This is a genomic window from Arenibacter catalasegens (assembly GCF_002909235.1).
Lineage (GTDB): Bacteria > Bacteroidota > Bacteroidia > Flavobacteriales > Flavobacteriaceae > Arenibacter > Arenibacter catalasegens.
In genome coordinates, this window is record NZ_PHQQ01000018.1 from 75,502 (window position 1) to 95,318 (window position 19,817).

Annotated in this window: 16 protein-coding genes; all 16 read left to right on the top strand. The window is 40.3% G+C overall.

Features of this window, described 5'->3' with window-relative positions; all coding sequences use genetic code 11:
• On the top strand, window positions 1-216 hold the full coding sequence (locus tag CWD90_RS14355; protein ID WP_103476764.1) for a hypothetical protein: 216 nt from the start codon (window positions 1-3) through the stop codon (window positions 214-216).
• 18 nt (window positions 217-234) lie between these two features.
• A complete protein-coding gene (locus CWD90_RS14360) occupies window positions 235-465 on the top strand; it encodes a hypothetical protein (protein WP_103476765.1) in 231 nt (76 codons plus the stop codon).
• A gap of 13 nt (window positions 466-478) precedes the next feature.
• Window positions 479-3,049 (top strand): glycosyl hydrolase 2 galactose-binding domain-containing protein, encoded by a 2,571-nt coding sequence (locus tag CWD90_RS14365; protein ID WP_103476766.1) that lies wholly within the window; start codon window positions 479-481, stop codon window positions 3,047-3,049.
• Between the two features lie 60 nt (window positions 3,050-3,109).
• On the top strand, window positions 3,110-4,201 hold the full coding sequence (locus CWD90_RS14370) for a sialidase family protein (protein ID WP_103476767.1): 1,092 nt from the start codon (window positions 3,110-3,112) through the stop codon (window positions 4,199-4,201).
• A gap of 29 nt (window positions 4,202-4,230) precedes the next feature.
• Complete coding sequence (locus CWD90_RS14375) at window positions 4,231-5,517, top strand: DegT/DnrJ/EryC1/StrS family aminotransferase (protein ID WP_103476768.1); 1,287 nt, start codon at window positions 4,231-4,233, stop codon at window positions 5,515-5,517.
• Window positions 5,518-5,573: 56 nt separating this feature from the next.
• On the top strand, window positions 5,574-6,416 hold the full coding sequence (locus CWD90_RS14380) for a glycerophosphodiester phosphodiesterase (RefSeq protein ID WP_103476769.1): 843 nt from the start codon (window positions 5,574-5,576) through the stop codon (window positions 6,414-6,416).
• A gap of 14 nt (window positions 6,417-6,430) precedes the next feature.
• The gene (locus tag CWD90_RS14385; RefSeq protein WP_103476770.1) at window positions 6,431-7,438 is read left to right on the top strand and encodes a Gfo/Idh/MocA family protein; all 1,008 of its coding nucleotides are present in this window, start codon (window positions 6,431-6,433) and stop codon (window positions 7,436-7,438) included.
• A 28-nt stretch (window positions 7,439-7,466) separates the two neighbouring features.
• A complete protein-coding gene (locus tag CWD90_RS14390) occupies window positions 7,467-8,111 on the top strand; it encodes an HAD family hydrolase (RefSeq protein WP_103476771.1) in 645 nt (214 codons plus the stop codon).
• Window positions 8,112-9,082: 971 nt separating this feature from the next.
• A complete protein-coding gene (locus CWD90_RS14395; RefSeq protein ID WP_239986527.1) occupies window positions 9,083-12,049 on the top strand; it encodes a PSD1 and planctomycete cytochrome C domain-containing protein in 2,967 nt (988 codons plus the stop codon).
• On the top strand, window positions 12,049-13,494 hold the full coding sequence (locus CWD90_RS14400) for a DUF1501 domain-containing protein (RefSeq protein ID WP_239986528.1): 1,446 nt from the start codon (window positions 12,049-12,051) through the stop codon (window positions 13,492-13,494). The genes CWD90_RS14395 and CWD90_RS14400 overlap by 1 nt, the downstream gene beginning before the upstream one ends.
• A 27-nt stretch (window positions 13,495-13,521) precedes the next feature.
• On the top strand, window positions 13,522-14,466 hold the full coding sequence (locus tag CWD90_RS14405) for a beta-propeller domain-containing protein (protein WP_103476772.1): 945 nt from the start codon (window positions 13,522-13,524) through the stop codon (window positions 14,464-14,466).
• 5 nt (window positions 14,467-14,471) lie between these two features.
• Window positions 14,472-15,878 carry a DUF2231 domain-containing protein gene (locus CWD90_RS14410; protein ID WP_103476773.1) on the top strand — a complete coding sequence of 469 codons (1,407 nt, stop codon included), beginning with the start codon at window positions 14,472-14,474 and terminating at the stop codon, window positions 15,876-15,878.
• A 163-nt stretch (window positions 15,879-16,041) separates the two neighbouring features.
• The gene (locus tag CWD90_RS14415; RefSeq protein WP_103476774.1) at window positions 16,042-17,058 is read left to right on the top strand and encodes an LLM class flavin-dependent oxidoreductase; all 1,017 of its coding nucleotides are present in this window, start codon (window positions 16,042-16,044) and stop codon (window positions 17,056-17,058) included.
• 91 nt (window positions 17,059-17,149) lie between these two features.
• Window positions 17,150-17,878 carry a carbohydrate-binding family 9-like protein gene (locus CWD90_RS14420; protein ID WP_103476775.1) on the top strand — a complete coding sequence of 243 codons (729 nt, stop codon included), beginning with the start codon at window positions 17,150-17,152 and terminating at the stop codon, window positions 17,876-17,878.
• Between the two features lie 404 nt (window positions 17,879-18,282).
• Window positions 18,283-18,453, top strand: coding sequence for a hypothetical protein (locus CWD90_RS23080; RefSeq protein WP_157941241.1), 171 nt, complete (start codon window positions 18,283-18,285; stop codon window positions 18,451-18,453).
• A 110-nt stretch (window positions 18,454-18,563) separates the two neighbouring features.
• The gene (locus tag CWD90_RS14430) at window positions 18,564-19,817 is read left to right on the top strand and encodes an amidohydrolase/deacetylase family metallohydrolase (RefSeq protein WP_103476777.1); all 1,254 of its coding nucleotides are present in this window, start codon (window positions 18,564-18,566) and stop codon (window positions 19,815-19,817) included.

Consider the following 19,817-nt stretch of genomic DNA (forward strand, 5'->3'; position numbering starts at 1 on the left):
ATGTTCAATTTTGACTGGCTTTCCGGTGTTTCGCAAGAAACTGCAAAAATGATATTTCTTTCTTTATATGGAGTAATAGGTTTTTTGGTGCTATTGCTGCCGACAGAGTATATTTACGAGGGTATAGCAAAGGAAGATCGTCATTGGTGGAACAATTTAAAACTATGGTCTATTAGTGTTCTAGCTATATTGGCATCTATCTATTATCATTTTTAACCCTTTAATCCGAAGAATATGGAAACAAATGAAATAAATGCGGGAATAAAGGCCGCCCAAATTAACAACGCCCTTGGGTTTTTCATTATCACTTTTGGGGTTATTGTACTTTTTGCAATGATTTATACCGAAACCTTCATAGAACATATGACCGATATGGTTGCTGGCTTGATTTTAATATCTATTGGCGGTGGTATGATGTGGAAGGCAAAAAGCACCATAAAAAAATTAAAAGCAAAGCAGGAATAATAAAATATATAGCATGCATAGATCCGTCAAAATAGCGTTATCGGATAATTGGAGAATCCAGAGTTCAAGTAAAGTTTCGGAAAAAGGGCATGAAATTTCTACCAAATCCTCAATTTCTAATAATTGGTTAACCGCTAAGGTTCCATCTACCGTTTTGAGCACCTTGGTGTCCAATAAGGTTTATGAAGATCCCTATTTTGGGGAAAATCTAAAGTCAATTCCAACCGAATTGTTTAAGGTGTCATGGTGGTATGCCACAAATTTTGAACTTACTCAAGATCAAGCCAATAATTTTGCAAGTTTAAATTTTGACGGCATTAATTATAAGGCCAATGTATGGTTAAATGGTCAGCTTATAGCCGATACCACTGCTATAGATGGAGCTTATCGTATAACTGCCTTTGATATAAGTAAATATATTATTAATGGTGCCAACGTACTGGCCATTGAGGTAATTCCTCCTAAACCAGGCGATTTTAGTATAGGTTTTGTAGATTGGAATCCTGCCCCGCCGGATGGCGATATGGGCATTTTTAGACCTGTAACTTTGCATCTACACGGTGGGGTACATATTGAAAAGCCATTCGTTGAGACCAAAGTAAATCTTGAAACCTTAAAGGAAGCCGATCTAACCGTTTCAACGGAACTAACTAACTATTCTGATACTGCCGTTTTAGGAGATTTGATTGGAACCATAGGGGGCGTAATCTTTAAGAAAAAGATAACCCTTGCGCCTAAAAAAAAGGAACAGATCCTATTTACAAGCAAAGAGTTCTCGGAACTTAATTTTAAGGAGCCAAAACTGTGGTGGCCTATCCATTTGGGGAATCCCGATCTTTATGATTTGGATTTGAAATTTGTGACCAATGATGATATTTTGGATGAGTCCCATGTGAGATTTGGAATTCGCCAAATTGAGGATTATTGGTTAAATGATATTCACCGTGGTTATAAAGTCAACGGACAAAAGGTATTGATTAAAGGTGGCGGTTGGACAGATGATATGCTTTTGATGGATACAGACGAAAGCATTGAAGCACAAGTGAAGTATGTAAAACAAATGAATCTGAATTGTATTCGTTTGGAAGGTTTTTGGGGGAAAGACCATAAACTCTATGACCTATGTGACGAACATGGAATCTTGTTAATGGTAGGATGGAGCTGTCATTGGGAACATGAGATCCATATGGGGGTCCCAGTCAATGAACGTTTCGGGGGGGTGTATAAGCCCAAGGATATAGCCCATGTTGCCCAAGCCTGGGAAGATCAGGTAATATGGTTGCGCAATCACCCAAGTATCTTTGTTTGGACGGTTGCAAGTGACAAGGTGCCGATTACTGAATTGGAACAAAAATATATAGACACTTTCGCTAAATATGATCCCACAAGACCTTATCTTAATTCTACGGGAGGCGTGGGCAGTGACCAACATGTTATTGGTAGTGAAGATGTCATTAGTGAGATTAGTGGGTCATCTGGAGTAAAAATGTTGGGGCCATATGCCTATACTGCACCGGTATATTGGTTTACGGACACCAAATTTGGTGGAGCTTACGGGTTTAATACGGAAACTGGCCCTGGGGCCCAGGTACCGCAACTGGAAAGTTTAAAAAAGATGATCCCAGAGGAGCAATTATGGCCTATTGGGGAAGCCTGGAACTATCATTGCGGCAGGTATGAATTTGCCGATATTAGTAGATTTACCAAGGCCATTGATGAACGATATGGAGCCCCAAGTTCTTTGGAAGAATTCGATAAAAAGGCACAGGCGATGAACTATGAGCTTATGCGCCCAATGTTCGAAGCTTTTCAGGTTTATAAAGAGAGATCAACGGGTATAATCCAATGGATGTTGAACGCGGCTTGGCCTAAGATGTATTGGCAATTGTATGATTATTATTTAAATCCTACTGCCGCATTATATGCTACCCAAAAGGCGTGTAAGCCTTTGACTCTGATATATAATTATGGGGATAAACATATTTATGCCGTTAATGACCATATAAGTCCAGTCGAAAATTTGACGGCACATATTCGGGTATATTCCATAGAATCGGAAATACTTTTTGAAGAAAAGGTCGCCTTTGATTTGGAATCGGATTCATCCAAATCCATCTTGGAATTCAAAGAATTGAAAGGCCTAACAACGACCTATTTTGTTGATCTTCGTTTATTGGATAAGAATGGGGTCGAAATCAACAATAATTTTTATTGGCTCTCCACCAAAGAAGAGGTGTTGGATTATGAGGCTGATTTAGGACCATTTGCGTTTCACACCCCAAGTAAGGTTTATGCAGACTTTAAGCAGTTGAATGAGTTGCCCAAAACACAGTTGGAGGAGTCACATTATTTTGAGCAGGATGGAGAACAGCAAAATATTAAGGTGGAACTTAAGAACAACAGCAACCATATAGCGTTTTTGATCAACTTAAAAGTCGTGGATAAAAAGAGTGGGGAACTTATACTTCCTATTTTCTGGGAAGATAATTTTATCAACTTAATTCCCGGTGAAGAACGGATGGTTTGTGCTTATTTTAAAGGAACTATGGCAGCAGAATTAAAGGTGGAAGGCTGGAATATATAATAGTCCTAATTAACTTCCCTTTTCTTGGTTTGGATTACTTGACTTTTAATAACTGTTATTATGCTAATTTGGACAAAATATATACTTGCCAGTACCCTTTTATTATCAGGTTGGTCCTGTAAAGAAAAGGCCAATGATAATAAATTGGAAACTACAGCTAAGCATCCAGCCATAGCTTTTGTGGAGTACATTTATGAAATAGGCCAGGGCCTAACACCCCAATGTCATGCGCCAACCATTGAATTTAGTAATGGTATCCTGGTTGCGTCTTGGTTTGGGGGAACAGAAGAGAAAAACAATGATGTAGGCATTTGGGTTTCTAGAAAAATGAACGGTATTTGGACAACCCCGGTCGAAGTGGCCGATGGCGTAGAGGAGGATGGAGTTAGATACCCATCTTGGAATCCAGTACTATTTAAGCCTAAAAATAAACCCTTGATTCTCTTTTATAAAGTTGGACCCGATCCATTGTATTGGTGGGGAATGTACAAAACCTCGGAGGATGATGGTCTTAGTTGGTCTGCCCCTATCAGATTGGCCGAAGGTATTTTGGGGCCTATAAAGAATAGACCTGTTACTTTGAACAATGGGGATATTTTATCTCCTTCAAGTACCGAAAGTGAAACAGAGGGCCATAAAATTTACTTGGAAAGGAGTGTAGATTTTGGAAAAACATGGACTAAAACTGCGCCTTTGAACGATGGAAAAATATTTAAGGCCATACAACCTGCAATCTTGGACCACGGTAATGATACCATCCAATTATTAAGTAGAACCTATCAGGGTGTAATTGGGGAAAATTGGTCCTATGACGGAGGACTGTCTTGGAGCGAAATGGCAGCTACAGCACTTCCTAATCCGGACTCGGGAATTGATGCCATTACATTAAGGGATGGAAGGCATATATTGATATATAATCCAACCAGCATAGAATCCGAGGATAGGGTTCCCTTGAGTGTAGGTATTTCCAAAGACGGAAAAACATGGGAAAGGGTGTTGGATTTGGAGCCTTTAACGGCAACAACCGATAAAAAGGGAGAGGAATATTCATATCCCACCCTTATTCAAACCCCTGACGGAATGATACATATAGTATATACCTGGAATAGGAAGACCGTAAAACATGTAGTATTGGACCCTAAAAAATTATAAACCTATTCATTTAATAACAACCTTTAAAAATGAAAAAATTAGCAATAAATGGTGGCGTAGCTAGTCGTGATACCAATAAAAGTCCATGGCCAAAATGGCCTGTATGGGGGAAAGAGGAGGAAGTTGCCCTGATTGAGGTTCTTAACAGTGGAGTATGGTCCTATAATGGACCAAAGGAAATAGAATTTAATAAACGTTTTGCCGAATATACGGGAGTTAAGCACGCCATTTGCACCGTAAATGGTACCATAACTTTGCAAATTGCCTTGGAAGCCTTAGGTATAGGTGTTGGGGACGAAGTTATTGTTCCGGGCTTAACCTGGCAGGCCACAGCTGCAACGGTAATCGACGTAAATGCCACTCCTATTATGGTTGATGTTAGTGAGGATAATTGGTGTATTGATCCAAAAGAAATAGAGAAAGCCATAACACCTAGAACAAAAGCTATCATACCAGTTCATTTATATGGTGCTTTTGCCGATATGGATGCCGTTATGGCCATTGCTAAAAAGCATAATCTTTATGTTATTGAAGATTGTGCCCACAAACATGGTGGGGAATGGAATGGTAAAAAAGCCGGCAGTATTGGGGATATTGGTAGTTTTAGCTATCAATTGTCAAAACATTTGACCGCTGGGGAAGGTGGGTCCGTAACTACCAACAATTCGGAATTGGCAGATAAATTGGATGCACTTAGAAACTGTGGAAGAAGGCCTGAAGCAGATGCCTTTGAGGGAGTGGATAAGGGTGCCGGGGATTATGGGGATGACGACGGTAATTTTATTCAGTCGGGAAATCTTAGAATAACAGAATTCCAGGCAGCTATCCTAGTGGAAGGTTTAAAACGCCTACCAGCACAAAATGCGAATAGGGATGCCAACGGGGAGTACTTAAATGCATTGCTTAAAGAAATTCCTGGAGTTTCACCTATTGCAAGGGATAAAAGGGAAACTAAGAAGGCTTACTTTAATTTTGCGTTCAGGTACCATAAAATTGAATTTAAGGATTTGCCCATTGAAAAATTCAGAAGTGCCTTGGCGGCTGAATTGGGGTTGGTGGTAGATGCCAGTTACGAACCATTGAACAATTGTTCTCTGTATGTGCCACACACAAAACCTTCCAGACACAAATTAAACGATGCGTATTGGAAAGCTATTGATCCCAAAAGATTTTCATTACCCGTCTGTGAACGCATTTTTAAGGAGGAGTCAGTCTGTGTTCACCACAAGGTGCTAATGGGAACAGAAGCCGATATGGACTTGGTGGCCGAGGCCATAAAAAAGATATACACCTATGCAGAGGAATTGATGGATTAAGAGTATTTAATAGCTGTAAGGCAGATTCAATTTTCAGAAAACATTAGATTAAATTTATGAAATTATCTATAGTTCTACTTATTCTTTTTACTTGGTCCAGCCCTGTTTTTTCTCAAGATTCCACGGTGGTGTCGGACAACTACGGTTTACCTCAAAAGGGCATTTGTGCCCATAGGGGTGCCAATGAAACCCACCCTGAGAATACTTTGGCGGCATTTGCGGAGGCCATTCGGTTAGGTGCGCAGATGATCGAGTTTGATGTCCAAATGACAAAGGATAATCAATTGGTGATTATGCACGATAAAAGTGTAGATAGGACCACTAACCGCCGTGGGCTGGTTGGGAATCTTACCCTGAAAAAAATTAAAAGACTGGACGCTGGGAAATGGAAATCCAAAAAGTTTAAGAGGGAAAGGGTGCCTACTTTAAAGGAAGCGCTGGATATAATGCCAAAAAATATTTGGCTTAATATCCATCTAAAAGGGGATGAACGTTTGGGAGCCGCAACGGCAGAAGCCGTGATAGCGTCAGGCAGAACCCACCAAGCAGTTATTGCCGTAGGCAATGAAGCTGCAAAAGGGGTAAGGCAGGTAAGCAACAGCCTTATGATATGCAATATGGATCGTTTAACTTCTAGGGTGGATTATATTGATGGGACTATAAATAATAATTTTCCCTTTATTCAATTAAAAAGTAGTATGGATGATGAAAATATGCTTAATGATTTAAAAAGGCTAAAAGACAATGGAGTTACTGTAAATTATTTTCATTCTGAAGATGAAACTAAAGTGAAGGAACTTTTGGATGCTGGGATCGATTTTATTTTGACAGATCGTTTGTCCAAAATGCTTCAAGCCTTTGATACGCTCAATTCAGCTCCATCTGTGGACCACAAATAATAGAATTAATTCAAATGAAAAAAATTAAAATAGCCCTTATTGGCGCAGGATTTATATCTGATTACCATGCTCGTGGACTTCAAACGCTGTCTAATGTGGAAATAGTGACCGTAGTGTCCAAAAACCTAGATAATGCCAAAAAGTTTGCCCTTAAGTATAACATCAAAGAGGCGATGAACGATATTTCATCTCTTGTAAATAGAGTTGATCTGGATGCAGTAATTATTAGTACCCCAAACCAATTTCACGCCCCTTATGCCATAAGGTTCTTACAAAATGGCAAAGATGTTTTTCTTGAAAAACCCATGGGAATAAGTGGCGAAGAAGGTCGACAAATAGCGGAGGTGGCCAAAAAGCATAATCAATTGGTAATGGTTGGGCATATGTGGCGTTTTGATACCGATACCCGCTATATCAAGGAAACCGTTGATTCAGGAACTCTCGGCAAAGTGTTTAAGACCAAAGGTTACGGAATACATGAAAATTGGGGCCCATCAGGCTGGTTTACTAAAAAGGAACTGGCAGGTGGTGGAGCCTTAGCAGATATGGGGGTCCATGCCATTGACGCCGTGAGGTACATTTTGGGAGACCCTAAACCCGCTAAGGTATATGCTCGAATTTCTACAGAATTTGGCGATTATGATGTGGACGATACGAGTATTTTGGTCATTACATGGGACAATGGAACGGAAAGTATTATAGAAAGTGGATGGTGGCATCCCCATATGGACGGTCCGGAAGCCAGTACCAGCTTGTTCGGGACCAAAGGATATGCCAATCTGTTTCCCACATTTTTAAAAATGAAAGATGGGGAAGGCTCCATAACAACAGTGCCCGATCTTCCAAAAAGGGAAGATCATTGTGACCAGATAATCTATACCCGTCAAATGGAGTATTTTGTAGATTGTATCGAAAGTAGGCAACAACCGGTTCCTGGACTTTTGGAAGGACAAATGGTGCTGGATATAGTGGATGCGGCCTATAAATCAGCAAACACGGGCGAGGTTGTAAATCTAATTTAAGACCCCGCTTTTTCTCAATTCTAACAAAATGACTTTGACAGGCTTAAAGGACAATATTGAAAACATCATATTTGACCTTGATGGGACCCTCTGGGATCCTATGCCAATGAGTATCAAGGCATGGCATACGGCCCTAAATGGTTTCGATTGTATTAAAAACCCTATCTCCAAGGAAGATATACAGGGTATTTTGGGAATGCAGCACGATTTGGTAGGCAAGAAGCTGTTTCCTTATCTTACCGAAGAGCAGCAATCTGAGGTCATGAACAGTTGTTATGTACAGGAGGTAAATGATATTAAGGAATCTGGGGGTGTTTTGTACAATGGATTGGAGGCAACCTTAAAGATTTTAGGGAACAAGTATAATCTGTTTATAGTCAGTAATTGTCAGGCTGGTTATATCGAGGCTTTTTATGAATATCATGGTTTGGGTGGCTATTTCAAAGATTTTGAATGTTCAGGAAATACGGGAAAATCCAAGACCGAAAATGTAAAAATGGTCATTGAAAGAAACAACCTTGCCAAACCGATCTATATTGGGGATACCCTAGGGGATTATACAGCGGCCGAAGGGAACCGAATACCATTTATTTTCGCGCAATACGGGTTTGGGGCCGTCCCCAATGCACAATTTACCATCAACAAAATAGAAGATTTAAAGGATTTGCTTTAGTCCATACTAATTTGGATAGGCTTGTTTGGAACTGTTCGTGTTTGGGTTTAAATCCTCGCCTTTGTAGGCATGGCCACTACAATACGAGCCCTTTTTTAATCATCCACAACTCGCACAAGACAGGTTTTCATTTTTGGGATCTCAATATTTTTTTGAATAAAGTGGTTGCTTTACGGTTAGCTTTCAAAACGTCGTATAGCCACTAGTGTGATTTCTTTCTATTTGGTACCGATGATGAAGTAGCCTAAAGGCACAAGGGAAAAGAGATAATCCAGTAGCCATAATGGGCACAAAATGACGATAGCAGGGGCTCCTTCCCTTAGATAAGGGAAGGTGGATCTTCCGCTGGCTGCGGAGGAGACGGAAGGGATTGATAGCCCAGGTCTTTGGGAGGGGACAATAGATAAGGTATGGGTTTACGGCTCGAGATTTCAAACTCCCCTTTCTTTCCCCTCTTCGTTCCAAGAGGGGAGCCATTAGCTGTTGTGTCTAAAAGAGGTTTTCGACTGCCCAAGGTACGGGTGTAGTCACTCCGACATGAGCCTTTATTGGGCAATTGAGAAGTCGCACAAGCTAGGTTTTCATTTTTGGGGTCTCAATATTATTTTGAATAAAGTGGTTGCTTCACGGTTAGCTTTCAAAACGTCGTATAGCCACATGTGTGATTTCTCACCTTGTTCGAAATGACTGGCCTAGTCACTTCGACAGAGTCCCTTTTTGGGGACGACGAGAAGTCGCACATAATGGTTTTGGGGAGGTCCCCAATATGCTAAATACCATCAACAAAATAAAAGATTTAAAGGATTTGCTTTAATCCCTAAGTAAGTCGGATTTCGCAATCCAAAATTCTAGGATAAAATCTATTTTTTTTAACTTTTGGATAGCACAATTAATATCTGCCCATGCAATTTAAATAGTTGATTCCAAAGCTTTGGATCCGTATATTTGAATTTCCCTCTAAAATTTTGACAATGTTTTTTAGCAGAATAAAGGTTCTGATTTTAATTTGCACGCTGGGTGGAATTGGTATTTCCTGTGACAGATCACAACAGTTTGCCGAACCTCTGCCTAAGGTGGTCGATTTTAATTTTCATGTAAAGCCCATATTGGTTCAGAATTGTTATTTGTGCCACGGCCCCGATCCGAGCAGTAGAAAGGCGGATTTGCGATTGGATACTTATGAAGGCGCCACTGCCGCCCTAAAGGAAGGAGGTCATGCCATTGTGCCAGGGAAGACATCCAAAAGCAACTTGGTAATGCGGATTTATAATGAAGACCCGGCTATGGTTATGCCACCACCGGAGACCAATTTAAAACTTACCGAGAGGGAGAAAGCCTTATTGAACAAGTGGATAGATCAGGGAGCCGAATGGAAGGATCATTGGTCATTCATTAAGCCAGTGACGAATATGGATTTGTCAGATTCCAAGTCCATCGATATTTTAATAGACAAGCGATTGGATGGAAAAGGGTTGAATAAAGTTCCTGTTGCCAATAAAAACTCACTTATAAGGAGGGTGTCTTATTTACTAACTGGCTTACCCCCCAACCCAAAAGAGGTACAGGAATATATTTCGGATACCACTAGTGTGGCCTACGAAAAATTAGTAGATAGTTATCTAAATTCCCCGGCCTATGGAGAAAGATGGGCAAGACATTGGATGGATTTGGTACGGTATGCCGAAACAAAGGGGCATGAATTTGATTATGCCATAACGGGTGCCTGGAAATATAGGGACTACCTGATCAGGGCGTTTAACGAGGATGTACCTTATGATCAATTCGTAAAGGAACATATCGCTGGGGATTTAATTGAAACTACTAGGGAAAACAAGGATACCGGTCTTTCGGAATCTAGGCTGGGCACCGCTTTTTATGTCATGGGAGAGGGTACCCATAGCCCTGTGGACGTGCGCCAGGACGAAGCTGATCGTATAGATAACATGATCGATGTTACTACCAAGACCTTTCAGGGGTTGACGGTTTCTTGTGCAAAATGTCACGATCATAAATTTGACCCCATAACTGCGGCAGATTACTATGCCCTATATGGGGTAATGGAGAGTACAAGGTTTTCTCCTGTTCCCGCAGATGTAAGTAAGGATAAAAGATTAGCGGCCAAGGAAATAGAGAACCTAAATTCCTATATGCGGAAGTTGGTGGCCAGTAAATGGGATACAGCTAAAAACAGTTATGCAGATACTGCCCAGAACACAGCAGTAACTTCAAAGGAAAAGGCCTATTCTGTAATCGGCGATTTTAGAGGCCGTGATTTTGATGGATGGACAAGTGATGGCTTTGCTTTCGGGCAGAAATCCACTCTAGGGAATCCCTTAGTAGATACAGCTACTGGGAAATTAATTGGATTGGATGAAGGGAAAGCCTCGAGCAGGACACTTGGATTGGGTATTTTTGGGGCTTTACGATCACGGAATATCATCTTGGATAAAGATTTTATTGGAGTAAGGGCACTGGGACAAAACAGTAGCATTAGAATAATAATAGACAATTTTCAATTGATCCAAAATCCTATCTATGGAGGAATTGATCAAAAGGTAAATTCTGAAAGTTGGAATAATTTTGTTTTTAACGTAGCGGCTTGGAAGGGTAGAAAGGCATACATTGAAATATTACCGGGCGCTTATGAACGCCATAAGTATAATCTACCTGAGGATGCCTTTATAGAGGCGCAATATGCAGTAACTTATGATGGGGAATGGCCCTTGGATTTGGACAAGGTTATGGCTACACAACTACAGGACAATTGGGCGGCCTTAGATATATCCCCCGTCACGGTTAAAAGGCTTAATGAGGATTTAAAGAAAGGTAAATTGCCTTCACAATTTCCTGAATTGAAAGCGGTTGTGGACAGTAGCCAACAACTGGCCAAAACTTTAAAAACTAATTCCTTTTTTAGTGGGATATACGATGGTTACGGAATTGATAGCCCAGTTTTCAATAGAGGCAATTATAAAGAGCCCTCGGAAGAACATATTCCTAGGAGGTTTTTATCGGTATTGTCATTGGGAGATTCCATATTCAAGTCAGAAGGAAGTGGACGCATGGAATTAGCAGAGGTTATGTTGAACCAGGATAATCCCTTGACTTCTCGTGTAATGGTGAACAGAATTTGGCATCATTTGTTTGGCAGGGGAATTGTGGAGACCGTTGATAATTTTGGTCTGCAAGGGAAGCTACCTTCCCACCCCGAATTGTTGGACTATTTGGCCGTTAAGTTTCAGAAAGAAGGATGGTCCGTTAAAAAATTGATAAGGGAAATTGTAACTTCTGAGGTGTTTAAAAGAAGTACATTAAGGGGAGATGATTTAGCAAAAGCTGATCCCAATAATATTTATTTGGCTTCTTTTCCCGTAAGACGGTTGGAGGCAGAAGCCATACGCGATGGCTTGTTGGCTGTTTCCGAGAGTTTGGATACCACTATCTATGGGCCACCAATTGCAACCTATTTAACTGAGTTTATGCAAGGACGTGGTCGGCCAGGGAAATCGGGACCAATAGATGGGGAAGGAAGAAGAAGTATTTATTTGGAAGTAAGGAGAAATTTCTTGGAGCCTATGATGACGACCTTTGATCGTCCTATGCCCTTTAGTACTTTTGGCAGTAGGAACGTTACCAATGTGCCATCACAATCCTTAATTTTAATGAACGATCCAATGGTTGCACAACAGGCCGAAATTATGGCTGGGAAATTGATGGAGAAGGGATTGGCCGGTTTCGATGAAAAAGTGCAATGGATATATATGAAAGCTTTTTCTCGCTTGGCAACTTTGGAAGAACTAAAAAAAGCTGCTGATTTTTTCGAGATGCTAAGAACTATGGAAGAGAAAGACGATGCCGAACCGAACCAAGAATTGAAACTTTGGAAAGAGTATTGTCATAGTATTTTTAATTTAAAAGAATTTATATACCTTATATAATGGGCCATCATCACAATACTAAACCAAAAGTAATTTCTCGCCGGGAAATGTTGGGACTATCAGCTGGGGGCTTTGGTTCATTGGCACTTATGAGTCTGTTTGGCACTATGCCTTTGGGCTGTAAGAGGCCCGGGACTCTTGAAACGGCTTCCAATCTTTATTTGGGACCGCATTATTTGCCCAAGGCGAAGAATGTAATTTTCCTCTATATGGACGGAGGTGTTTCACAAGTGGACTCCTTTGATCCCAAACCTCGTTTGGCCAAAGAGAACGGTGAAGATCCCAGAAAGAAATTTAAGGTAGATGCCACCCAGTTCGACAATGTGGGAAAGATATTGAAAAGTCCTTGGGATTTTAAGCAATACGGAGAATGTGGAATGCCGGTGAGCGATCTGTTTCCTCATATTGCTACTTGCGTAGATGATATTGCTTTAATTCGATCCATGGTTTCCAACTTTCCAGAACACACCAATGCTAATTATTTCTTGCACACGGGCAGTGGTTTGCAGGGACGCCCAAGTATGGGTGCTTGGATGAACTATGGTTTGGGGAGCGAAAACAAAAATATACCTGGTTATGTTGTCCTTGACGGTGGGTTAATTCCCCCAGGAGGATTAGATAATTTCAAGAATGGCTTTTTACCTGCTTCTTATCAGGCATCGATTTTTAAGGCCGGTCCAGAACCTGTGGCCAACATTAATCCCAGGGAAGGAATTAAAAATCTTCAGGAGGAGAAATTGCAGTTCATAAAACAATTAGACCATAGTCTTATGGGGAAAATTGGGGAGGCCGATGCGGTGGAATCTGCCATTTCCAATTATGAACTTGCCTATAAAATGCAATCCTCTATTCCTGAACTTACGGAGTTTAAGGAGGAAACTGAGGCCACTAAAAAATTGTATGGTTTGGATTCTGACGACCCTCACCTTCGAGGCTATGCCGCCCAATGTATATTGGCCCGTAGATTGGTAGAACGTGGTGTCCGATTTGTAGAACTTACATGTCCCAGTGTGGGAACCGATAGATGGGACCAGCATAGCAATTTAAAAAGTGGCCATGAAAAAAATGCCCATGCCGTGGATCAACCTATAGCTGGACTCCTTAAGGACCTTAAATCACGAGGTTTATTGGAGGAGACATTGGTGGTCTGGACCGGAGAGTTTGGCCGTACCCCTTTTGCACAGGGATCGGATGGGCGAGACCATAATCCGTCGGCTTTTAGTATGTGGATGGCAGGAGCAGGAGTAAAAGGAGGAACTATTTTTGGCAAGACCGATGAATATGGCTATCGGGTAATAGAAAACGAAGTTACGGTACATGACTTACATGCAACCATTATGCATTTGCTGGGAATAGATCATAAACAATTGACCTTCCGTTTTGGTGGCCGTGATATGAGGTTGACAGATGTTCACGGTAACGTAGTAAAAGATATTTTAACCTAAGTAAAATTTTAATTGGAATACTCGCATATGAATATAATTAGCAAAGGACTATTGTTTATAATGATGTCGCCCCTTTTTTTGGTGGGTCAATCTACTAGCTTAACTGCCAGACATCAGCCGACAAATAAAAATGAAATTAAGCATTCTTTTTTTGTTGCAGGACCTGATTTTACTGGAATAATAGGAGAGAACGGTGATGAGCTTTGGGATTCTGGAAAAAAGGGTGCCAGGGATGGTTATGTTTTAAAGAACGGTAATATTCTTATTTGTTGGGGAGATGAAGTGCGGGAGTACAACAAGAAAAAAAAGGTAATTTTCACTTATTCGAGGGCGGAGAAATCTATGGAATTGGGTACCGCAGTGCGTTTATCCAACGGCAATACCATGATTACCGAATCCGGATCACATCCCAGAATAGTTGAGGTTAATAAAAAGGGAAAAGTGGTAAGCAGTACGCCTCTTAAACCAGATACGGATAATGTACATATGCAGACGAGAATGGCCAGAAAATTGTCCAACGGCAATTATTTGGTACCCCATTTATTGGCATTTGCGGTTAAGGAGTACCAGTCGGATGGGAAAGTGGTAAAAGTTTTTAATACGGATTTAGCCGATTTGGGAGGAAGGGAAGCAGAAAATTGGCCCTTTACCGCTATTCGTCTGGAAAATGGAAATACAGTGGTTACCTTAACCCATGGGAACAAGGTGGTGGAATTTGATCCTCAAGGTATGGTGGTATGGAAAGTATCCAACTCTGATGTTGAGGAGACACCATTCGTTGACCCTTGTGGGGCACAAAGATTACCCAATGGCAATACGGTAATTGCTAGCTACGGGGCCCAAAAGGGAATTAAATTGTTTGAATTGACCCCTGATAAATCCATAGTTTGGAATTATGAAGGGCATAGGGTACATCACTTTCAAATATTGACCACTAACGGAAAACTTTTGAAGGGCACACCACTTAAATAGTATAAATGGGTTTTAGTTTATTGATGAATGGGGGTATTTTAGATAACCCGCCAGATGTTGTTTTGTTTTTTGGTCGGTTTCATCCAGTAGTGGTACATCTTCCCATAGGTTTCCTAATTATGGCCATTTTGGCTCAGGTGGCCATCCGTTGGCCAAAATTCAAGCCTTTGGAGAATTATCTCCCTTTAATGTGGCTTATGGGGGCATTAAGTGCACTTTTGGCCGTAATATTTGGTTATTTCTTGTCCCTTAGTAGTGGTTACGATGAGGATACCTTGTTCTGGCATCAGTGGGGTGGAATTGCCGCAATGTTGTTGTCTTTTGTTTGTTATTTTATCAATAAAAAATCACCTAACTCACTTCGTCTTCCAAAATGGATATTGGCTTTTATAGTGGGTCTTTTAGTTATGTTTACAGGGCACATGGGGGGTAACCTTACCCATGGTTCTACGTATCTACTGGAATATGCACCAAATCCTGTGAGAAATATAGCAGGACTGCCTTCCAAAGTGGCGCCACGCGAGAAAGTCACTGTACTGGATTCTGCAGATGTGTTTCTAGATTTAGTGCAACCAATGATGCAGTCTAAATGTGTTAGTTGTCATAACGAAGGAAAAAAGAAAGGGGATCTTTTACTTACTTCCTATGGGAATATGTTGCTTGGAGGTGAAAGCGAAAATACCATTGTGCCTGGCGATGCTCTAAAGAGCGAATTGGTGCGAAGAATTACGCTACCCACGGAGCACGATGATTTTATGCCTTCTGAAGGAAAGTTGCCGCTGACAGATCAAGAAGTATTATTGATCAAATGGTGGATCAAAATTGGAGCTCCACAAAATGGGTTTGTTACTGAATTGGATACGGAAAAAGTAGTTGGTCCTATAGTCAGCAATTATTTGGGATTGGATAAGAACAATCTTTTTAATAAAAAGGTTCCTCCTCCCAATAGGGCCATAGTTGATTCCCTGATTTTGCATGGCTTCGTAATCAATCCTTTAATGAAGGACAATTATTTTCTGGAGGCCAATTTTAGTTTGAGTGAATACGACCTTGAAGCTTCAGATATGGACGCCTTACTAGAATTAAAGGAACAATTGGTTTGGCTTAACCTTGGTAATTCGCAAGTGAAAGACGCGTATCTAGAAAAAATTGGATTATTGCAAAATTTGGTGAAGTTAGACCTCAAGGGAAATGAAATTACCGATGCCGGGATAAAGCACTTATCGAAATTGGAGAATTTGGAATCGCTTAACCTTTATGGGACAAAAGTTTCCAAAGGTGTCTTGGATCTAGTGCCCAAATTAACCAGGTTAAAGAAAATCTATCTTTGGCAATCCGAAGTATCCAAAGAAACCAAAGTACAATTGGAAAAAGAAAACCCGGGTCTTACCGTAATTTTTGAACGGGAATAGTTTTAACACTTTTGTCAAGTAATCGCTGGACAGATATAATCATAGAGTGAGTCGATCACTTATAAAACATCCGTACTGTTAATTGTAGACTTCCTATTTTTTTTAAGTATTGATATCCTTTTTCGACTAAAAATCATGATCACGTCAATAAAATAATTGGAAAATGGAGGAGAATATTAACAATAATTTCAGGAATACAAAATTTTCAGTTTTGGATTTGGTTCCTGTAGCTCAAGGGTCAACACCCTTACAATCTATCCAAAAGAGCTTGGAACTGGCACAACACGTAGAAACTTTGGGCTATGAACGATTTTGGATTTCCGAACACCACAATATGGAAACTTTGGTTAGTTCGGCCACGCCGATTTTAATAGGACATATTGCCCAAGGTACCAATACCATTAGAGTAGGTTCCGGTGGAATTATGTTGCCTAATCACGCTCCCTTAATTGTAGCGGAACAATTTGGCACGCTAGAGACACTATATCCAGGAAGAATAGACCTAGGCTTGGGAAGGGCACCAGGAACGGATCAACTAACAGCAAAGGCATTAAGAAGAAATCGGACCGAAAGCGTACACGATTTTCCTAATGATATAACGGAACTACAGGCGTATTTTTCTAAGGAGAATAGAAATGCAGCCGTGAGGGCCATTCCTGGTGAGGGTTTGGACATTCCTTTATATCTATTAGGTTCAAGTACCTTTAGCGCGCAATTGGCGGGATCTAAAGGGTTGCCCTATGCTTTTGCCAGTCATTTTGCACCTACACATTTGCATGATGCCCTAAGATTATACTATCAGAATTTTGAATCTTCAGAACAAAGTGAAGCACCTTATACTATTGCTTGTGTTAACGTTATAGCTGCAGACACTGATGAAAAGGCTAGGCACTTGGAGACCAGCCTTCAACAATTGGCTTTGGGGATTATAAGGAATACCAGAAAACCATTGCCCCCGCCGGTAAAGAGTATGGACGGTTTTTGGCATGAGGCGGAAAAAGTCCAAATACAGAAGATGATGCACTATAGTTTTGTGGGATCAAAGGAAACCATTAAAGCACAGCTTACAGAATTTATAGCATTGACACAAGTCAATGAAATAATGGCGGTATCGCATATTTTTGACCATGGGGACCGCTTAAGATCTTATGAGATTTTGAGTAGTATTATCCCCAGATAGAACAATTTTTTTAAGGGCACTAAATTCCTGACCATATTAAGTATGGATGATAAATTTTAGCTAATTTGTACTTTTATTAGATATGCCCTAAATGTGGAAAAAGATAAATGTCATACTATGGTTCATCGGGTTAATGTTGGCCTGCAAATCGCAAACACCTAATCAGGACAAAGTGCTTAAGGTCAAAGAAATTGAATATAACGGTCAAGTTGGTTTGGAACAGGTTTCCCAACTTTTAGAACAGCAAGTTGAATTAGAGCATGTAGATTTAATTAATTGGGATAAGTTTTCTTATCGTCCGGATGTTGCCTTCAGGATCGCCCATAGTAATAATGCTATCTGGCTAAAATATTATGTCAGGGAAAAAAACATTCTGGCCAGTGTAGGGGAGACAAATGGTCCCGTGGCGCGCGACAGTTGTGTGGAGTTTTTTTTCGATCCCCAAGGCGATGGAAATTATTATAATTTCGAATTTAATTGTATAGGCACTATCCATTTGGCCTATGGCCCTGGAAGGGGCAATCGCGATTTTGTTGATCCTACCGCCATTAAGAATTTAATTGAATTGGAAAGCTCTTTGGGAACTCAGACGTTCACTGAAAAGACAGGTGACTTCACCTGGGAAATGACCATAATAATTCCCGTTGGAATCCTTACCCATAATCCCGAAATTAATTTAAAGGGACTTAAGGCCAATGGAAATTTTTATAAATGTGGGGACGCTACTTCGCAACGCCATTATTTAACTTGGAATCCTGTTGGAACAGAAAGACCGGATTATCACAGGCCAGAGTTTTTTGGCAAACTTATTTTTCAATAAGCAATATTTAGCTACGTACAAGTCACTTCAGGAGCGTGATATTTAAGAAAGTTGTAATTTTCTAATAGAAATGGAGCTTTTTTTTTAATTCAGTAACATTATTGTTAAATATCGGCAATAAAAAGGGTGTTTTCTCTAAAGTATTATTAAATTTAAGATGTGTTCGAACACATTTGATGGAGTTAAGGTGAAAATCTACATGCAGGCTGAGAATCCTATTTTTGGATAAAAGAACAATTCTAGCCCCTTTGTTAATTGGGTATTAAATAGGGATTGGTTAAGAGAGTCGATTACAAGTTTATTACATATATATTCAATGACCATTTCCAAGGGAATCAAAAAATTACTTTTGGGGTTGTGTCTATTCTGTCTCTTGTACATTGTGGGTTTCAATCACTTAATGAGTGGATAATATACCCTATAGTAAAGCGCAACGGGCAGATGCCAACTTTAACCAGACCGGAATTGTAACGGTGGATAAGGAAAGGCCAATAAAAGGAATGCGCTGTTCTATGGTGTTTAATGGCTTGGTTTACAATGATGTAATTCCTAGGCATATGGAGGTAGTCGAGTGAATTTTGGAAATTATGATGCTGCCGTTACTGAAAAAGAGGAAAAAAAGTTAAAATTAGGTTTATATATAATGAGGTCACTTATGTCATTGATTAAATAATATTTTGAAAAAATGAAAAACATACTTAAAAATCAGATTTGGGCAATAGTTTTATTGCTAATGACAACTACATATATAACGGCACAGGACTACGACATCTTGATTAAGGGTGGGCGTGTGATCGATAAAAAAAATAATTTGGATCAAGAAAAGGATGTGGCTATTAAAGATGGAAAAATAGCCAAAATTGATTTCAAAATTCCTGAAAATCAGGCCAAAACGGTTATTGATGCAAAAGGGTTAATAGTTGCGCCAGGACTATTGGATATTCATGGGCATAATTTTTTTGGGACCGAAGATGATGCGTATTTAAGCAACGGTTTTACTAGTCTGCCTCCTGATGGATTTACCTTTAGAAGTGGAGTTACCACTATTGTTGATGTTGGGGGGGCAGGATGGAAGAATTTTAGAACATTTAAGGAACAGACGATCGATAGGTCAAAAACAAGAGTATTGTCATTCCTTAATATTATTGGATCGGGGATGAAAGGAGGCGCCATTGAACAAAACATAGAGGATATGAACCCTAAAATGACCGCCATTGTGGCCATGCAGCACAAGGGAACCATAGTAGGTGTAAAATTGGCCCATTACAGCGGTTTTGATTGGGAACCTGTAAATAGGGCAGTTGCGGCAGGCACATTGGCCGATATCCCAGTTATGATAGATTTTGGAGGAAGTGAACCCGAATTGTCTTTAGAAACATTGCTCATGGAAAAACTGAGACCAGGAGACATCTTTACCCATGCCTATGCCCATGTAAAGGGAAGAACTCCGGTGGTGGATGAAAAAGGTAAAGTAAGGAAGTATGTTTTTGACGCTCAAAAAAGAGGGGTTGTTTTTGATGTTGGCCATGGCGGTGGCAGCTTTGTTTTTGAGCAAGCCATTCCGGCCATAAAACAGGGTTTTTTACCTAATTCTATGAGTACGGATCTACATACTGGAAGTATGAATGGGGGAATGAAAGATATCCTCAATATTATGTCCAAATTTATCAATATGGGAATGCCCGTAAATCAGGTAATTGAAGGTGCAACATGGAATCCGGCGCAATACATAAAACGTACAGATTTGGGACACTTAAGTGTTGGAGCTGTAGCCGACTTAACCATTCTTAACCTGAGAAAAGGGAATTTTGGATTTATCGATACTCAAGGGAAAAGAATGAATGGCGACCAAAAATTGGAATGTGAACTCACCCTTAGGGAAGGTGACGTGGTATGGGACCTCAATGGTATTTCCAGACCTATGTGGGACGCTAAGTAA